Origin of the sequence: Phyllobacterium phragmitis (assembly GCF_002980495.1) — a bacterium.
Classification (GTDB): Bacteria; Pseudomonadota; Alphaproteobacteria; order Rhizobiales; family Rhizobiaceae; genus Paramesorhizobium; species Paramesorhizobium phragmitis.
Genome location: NZ_PVBR01000055.1, coordinates 1 through 5,253, shown reverse-complemented (window position 1 = coordinate 5,253; position 5,253 = coordinate 1). Strand labels below are relative to the sequence as shown.

Annotated in this window: 3 protein-coding genes and 1 pseudogene; 3 read left to right on the top strand and 1 reads right to left on the bottom strand. The window is 58.2% G+C overall.

What is annotated here, in order from left to right:
* Positions 1–374: pseudogene (locus C5748_RS27135) on the bottom strand (hypothetical protein); the annotation flags it as partial.
* Positions 375–847: 473 nt separating this feature from the next.
* Between C5748_RS27135 and C5748_RS27130 the strand changes: the two are divergent.
* The 3 genes from C5748_RS27130 to C5748_RS27120 form a co-directional block, all read left to right on the top strand.
* On the top strand, positions 848–1,165 hold the full coding sequence (locus C5748_RS27130) for a cupredoxin domain-containing protein (protein ID WP_245582012.1): 318 nt from the start codon (positions 848–850) through the stop codon (positions 1,163–1,165).
* A 9-nt stretch (positions 1,166–1,174) separates the two neighbouring features.
* Positions 1,175–1,540: a hypothetical protein gene (locus tag C5748_RS27125; protein WP_105746131.1), complete on the top strand. Its 366-nt coding sequence runs from the start codon at positions 1,175–1,177 to the stop codon at positions 1,538–1,540.
* 346 nt (positions 1,541–1,886) lie between these two features.
* The coding region (locus C5748_RS27120; protein WP_425350308.1) for a beta strand repeat-containing protein at positions 1,887–5,253 on the top strand (3,367 nt) is incomplete at its 3' end.

Genomic DNA, 5,253 nt, shown 5'->3' with positions numbered 1-5,253 from the left:
CGCGAACCGTCATCCACGGCAATGACGCGACCGACCTGCACACCATCTTGCGCCAGTACGCTTCCGATACTGGCTTCGATCAACGCCGGATCTTCATTGAAAAAGGCGATAGCCACGTCGATTGAGATATTTTTCGTTTCTCTACGAGGCGCCCGGGCAAACTGTGCGCGATAGACTTCAGCCAGCACGATCTTGCTGGTTACGTACCCGATAACCAGGACACCGTAAAAGGAGATGGCCACGGCGTCAGGTATTGCCAAAGGGGCAAAGACAATGGCGATAGCAGCGGTGATGGCCACGAAATTGGCCAGGGTCTTCAAAGTTGTTCGTTTAGACAGCTGGGGTTCTTGTTCAGCCAGCAGGATAGGCGGCATTACTCTTTCCAGTCACAGTTTGCGTTCCAGGTGAACGGGCTGGACTGGTGGAAATGACTTCGAACTGAGAGATAAACGAGTGAACAGAATCACCAATTCTATTCACTCGCCCCGTTATCCAAGCGTTCCCGACCGGCCAGCACCGCTAGTCGTTGCTAGCCGACCTGAAAGTGGGTCTCGAAGTCGGCGGCCGAGGGCTGGGGAGGGATTTCCACCTTGCCTGGACGAACAAGACCCTGCCGACGCGACCTGCTTTCGAGACGGAGTCTCAGAGGCTTACCGGCTCACATTATCAGGGCTGAGGCTTGAAGATCGGTCGTTCAAATCCTTGTCCGTGCAGTTCTTTTCCCATTGCGTGCAATTTCGCTCTGCCCCCATCGCGCGGGCGAAAGGCAATGGCTAAGCAAGGGCGGCCGCGCGGCGGCGAACCTGTTTCCGACAGTTCCGAACAATTGCATCCAAGGAGTCCTGCTTTGTCCTTCCGTCATAGTCTTCCCGGCGCGTTCGTGCTCGCTCTTTCATTCGCCGCGCCGGCCTTCGCCGCCGATCACGCCGTCGATATTCAGGGCATGAAGTTTTCCGTGCCCGCGCTCGAAGTCGCCGTCGGCGACACCGTCACCTTCACCAATCGCGATGGCGCGCCGCACACGGCTACGGCCAAGGACGGCTCGTTCGACACCGGGCGTCTGGCGAAGGACCAGAGCGCGACGATCACCATCTCCAAGGCAGGCACATTCGACTATTTCTGCGCCGTGCATCCGTCGATGAAGGCGGGCATCACCGCACAGTAGCAATCACTCATGCCCATTCCGCTGCTTTTCATCCCCTTCGTCGCCTACAATCTGATGGCGCTCGGGCTGACGCGCGGCGGGATGGGCTGGGATACCCCTCTCGTATCCCTGCCACTCCCGTCGAGTGAGACATTCCGTTTCACGCTTGGTGATGGATTGGTTCTGATCGCGCTTACTTTGCTGCTCATCAGCCTGCGCCTGCGTCCGGCGCGCAAAAGCGCGTTTGCACGCGCCGCCATGCTTGCCGTGCCGCTCGCCTATGCCGGCGAATTCCTGCTCATTCCCGCCGCTGCCACGTCGCTATTTTTTACCTGTCTGGCCATGAGCGTTGCCGAATCCCTCATGGAATGGCGCGGTGATCGATCCGAACGCTGACGGCGGGTTCACGCAGTAGGCGTTTCGCCCGAAAGCCAAGCAGCCGGCCGCCGATCCGGGGACTCTTCCTCCCGTTTCGATTCGCTGATTTTAAGCTTTCCGGCCAATGGCCTGTCAGCCGAAATTGACGTACCGGCAGGGCGGCGCGGGCTGCGCGATTCCCTGTACGTGCATCTCTTTTCCCACTGCGTGCAAACGCGGTCCGTCCCCATGGCGCAATCGACAAAACCCCGCATAACCAGGGATGACTGCGCGCAGGCTGGCACCCTGTCGCTTACGCGCGGTCCGTGAGCCTGCGCGCCGAATTCCGGTTCGCCATGCGGGCAAGACCAACGTTGAGCCTCTCGTGCCCAAAGGGATTTTTATGCGTAGCACCTCGATTTTGAAAAGCCGGACCATTCTCTTTGCTGCCCTGATGACCTCGACGGCGCTGGTGAGCATCATGCCGATGGCGGCTTATGCGGGGCCTGCTGACACAATAATCGACAATGGTGAAGTGATCGGGGATGATCCACTTGAACAAAACGAAAGTCTAACTGTCAGTGCAGGCGCGATATCCGCCACATTTGAGAATTCTGCTGCATCTCTGACAATCGGTGCAGGAAATGCCATCACCCTTGGTGATGGTTTGGGTGACACGCTGACTTTGAGCGTAGAGACGGACGGGACAAGTGCTCTCCAGACGCTTACCTTTGATAGCGTTATTACAACAGACCCAGGAACAACCAACAACGCAAATACCCTCACCATCAACCTCTTTGAAGCCGCCGGCGCCGGCACGGGTGATATAGCGACCACCAACTTCAACGGGACTGTTGTCGCCGAACCGGGTGATTCGATCACCATCAACGTAGGCGAGGGCGACGCAAACTTTGGAGGCGTCGCTAACGTCGCAGACATCAACTTCGCCGGAGACGGGACTGTAGAGTTCTCCAATGCCAACGGGGCGCTTACCGGCAACGTCACCACCACAGCAGGCAACGGCACAGGCACGCTTGACCTCTCCAATGCCGGATTCACCAACATCATTGGGGATATCGGGGCGTCTGGTGCCGCGTTGAAACTCATCAAGCTTAATGGCAGTGACCAGCTTGGCCTTTCTACCAACAACAACAGTATCTTTGCCACAACCATTGAAGTTGGTGATGCTGGCGGTGCGACGGCCATTAGTGCAGGCACCACCGTTGCGGATATCAGGTTCACCGGGAGCGCAAACGGGGAGCTTTCCTTCGTTAAGACAAACGCCATTCTTACTGGTGACGTGACCACGGCAACCGATGGTGTCGGCACGCTTAGACTTGGCTCGAACCAAACCGTCACGGGGAATATCGGGGCGTCTGGTGCGGCGTTGGCTGGCCTTCAGTTTGACGGTTTTTCTGACGGCACGGTGATTGACGGCGATGTCTTTGCCCAAACCATCACCATCGCAAGCACGGCAACCTCAACCCTTGCGGGCGCCACCAATGTGGGGAACATCAACTTCACAGCGGACGGGGAAATTGTCCTGAACGGCAACCTCACCGGGAACGTGACCACAGGCACAAATGGCACCGGCACCCTGAACCTCTCCAATGCCGCCACGCAAACCATAACCGGGTTTGTGGGGACATCAACCAACGGATTGCTCTCCGTCGAGCTGAACAACGACACCATCACCGGTGCAGTCTTTGCGACAAGCATCGAGACGGCAGGCACGACGATTTTCAAGAATAACGTCACAACTACAAACGCCCTCACGACCGCGGCGGGTGGGACAGTCGTGTTTGACAGCACCTTTGGCGACAACGTAATTAACGGAACCGTGGATGCGGTTGCGGGTGTTACCGACGCCACCATGAATGTTACGGGTTCCACCAACGCCGAATTCAATGGCGTCATTGGCGGCAGTCAAGCCTTCAACACCCTCAACATCTTAAACACCGGGCCAACCATCTTCAACGAGGATGTCTCCGCCACCACCATCAACGCGAGCGCAGGCACCAAAACATTCGATGGAATCGTCACGGCCACGAATTTCAACGCGAGCGCAGGCACGACGACGTTCAATACATCCAACAGCATCGGTACGCTGGCGATTACCAACGGCGCATTGGTGAGCCACACGGGCAATGGCCTTGTCGGCGAGGCGTCCGGCGCCACTGAAACGGTTCTGGTGACGGGGACGAATTCAAGCTGGACGAGTGGGGGCGACATTCGTGTTGGCGGCAGTGGCAACGGCACGCTCACGATTGCCGATGGCGGCACGGTCAGCGTGGATGCCGGTTTCGACAATTTGGACATTGCCGTTTTAGCGGGTTCCACCGGCACGCTCAATATTGGCGCGGCGCTGGGTTCTACAGCCGTCGGGGCAGGTACGCTCAACGCCGCCACGCTGGCCTTTGGCGCGGGCACCGGCACCCTCAATTTCAATCACACCGAAACATCTTATGATTTCGATGCGGCGATTACCGGCACGGGAACAATCAACCAGGTTTCCGGTGTCACCAATCTGACAGGTGATGCGAGCGGCTTTACCGGCACCACCAACGTTTCTGGTGGCACGTTGAACGTGGACAATGTGCATGGCACCTTGATGAACGTATCGGGTGCAACGCTGCAAACGACAGACGCACTCCTTCTTGACGGCACCGACCTCGCGATCAGCAGCGGCGGAACGGTGCAGAGCAATGGCACTGGCACTGGTGGTATCGGCAGCAACGCTTCTTCCACCGGCTCGGCGAGCGTAACCGGAGCAGGGTCAAGTCTGGTCATGGCGGGCGGCCTTGTTGTCGGCGGGGACAACGCCAGCAGCGGCACGCTGACCATTTCTGCTGGCGGAACGGTGCAGAGCAGTGCAAACAGCGTGATCGGCCTCAACGCCACCTCCACCGGCGCGGTAACGGTAACGGGGCCGAATTCAAGCTGGACGAATACGGGTAATCTGACTGTCGGCGACCAGGGTGACGCCACGCTGATCATTTCTGATGGCGGCACGGTGAGCAGCCTTAATGGTCTCATCACTGGAAACAACGCTTCTACGTCGAGCGCGACTGTGACCGGCGCAGACTCGGCTTGGACAATTGCGGGCGATCTTACGATTGGGGATAATGGCGCGGGCATTGGCAGCAAAACCGGCACCCTGACCATCGCCGATGGCGGTGTCGTCAATGTGAATTCGGGCAGCGGAACAACGCATCTTGCCAAAAACTCAGATATTGGCGGCATACTCAATATCGGCGCGGCGGCGGGCGATACGGCGGTTGCGGCGGGCACGCTGAACGCCGCCACGCTGGCCTTTGGCGATGGCATCGGAACCCTCAATTTCAAGCATACCGGGACAAACTACAATTTCGATGCGGCCATCACTATGTCGGGCGTCAACACTTTTGCCACGATCAACCATGTCGCTGGTGTCACCAACCTCACCGCCGATTCCTCTGGCTTTGCTGGCGATACCATCGTCAACGGCGGCACGCTGAACATCACCAATAAGCTCGGCGGTGCGATCGTCAATATTGGCGATACTTCCGGTTCCAACGGCACGGTGAATGTGTCGGGTGCGGCGGCAAACTGGACGACGAATAACATCCTCAGGGTTGGTAAAAATGGCACCGGCACGCTGACCATCGCGGATGGCGGCACTGTGACCAATGGCAGTGGCTCGATTGGCCTCAACGCCAGTTCCAACGGAACGGTGACGGTAACGGGGCCGGGGTCAAGCTGGACGAATACGA

Excerpts from the sequence above, each read along its gene's own strand:
- C5748_RS27125 (WP_105746131.1), top strand. The coding sequence starts at position 1,175 with ATGCCCATTCCGCTGCTTTTCATCCCCTTCGTCGCCTACAATCTGATG.